Annotated in this window: 1 rRNA gene; it reads left to right on the top strand. The window is 58.0% G+C overall.

Features of this window, described 5'->3' with window-relative positions:
• Window positions 1-281: ribosomal RNA gene (locus HRJ06_RS23065) — 16S ribosomal RNA — on the top strand; the annotation flags it as partial.

Genomic DNA, 281 nt, shown 5'->3' with positions numbered 1-281 from the left:
CGGCCACACTGGGACTGAGACACGGCCCAGACTCCTACGGGAGGCAGCAGTAGGGAATCTTCCGCAATGGACGAAAGTCTGACGGAGCAACGCCGCGTGAGTGATGAAGGCCTTCGGGTCGTAAAGCTCTGTTGTTAGGGGAGAACAAGTATCGGAGTAACTGCCGGTACCTTGACGGTACCTAACCAGAAAGCCACGGCTAACTACGTGCCAGCAGCCGCGGTAATACGTAGGTGGCAAGCGTTGTCCGGAATTATTGGGCGTAAAGCGCGCGCAGGCGG

Source organism: Mesobacillus harenae, from assembly GCF_013343715.1.
In the GTDB taxonomy this organism is placed as follows: Bacteria; Bacillota; Bacilli; order Bacillales; family Cytobacillaceae; genus Mesobacillus_A; species Mesobacillus_A harenae.
Note: the sequence above shows the minus strand (reverse complement) of the source record. Positions and strands in the feature narration are given on the sequence as shown.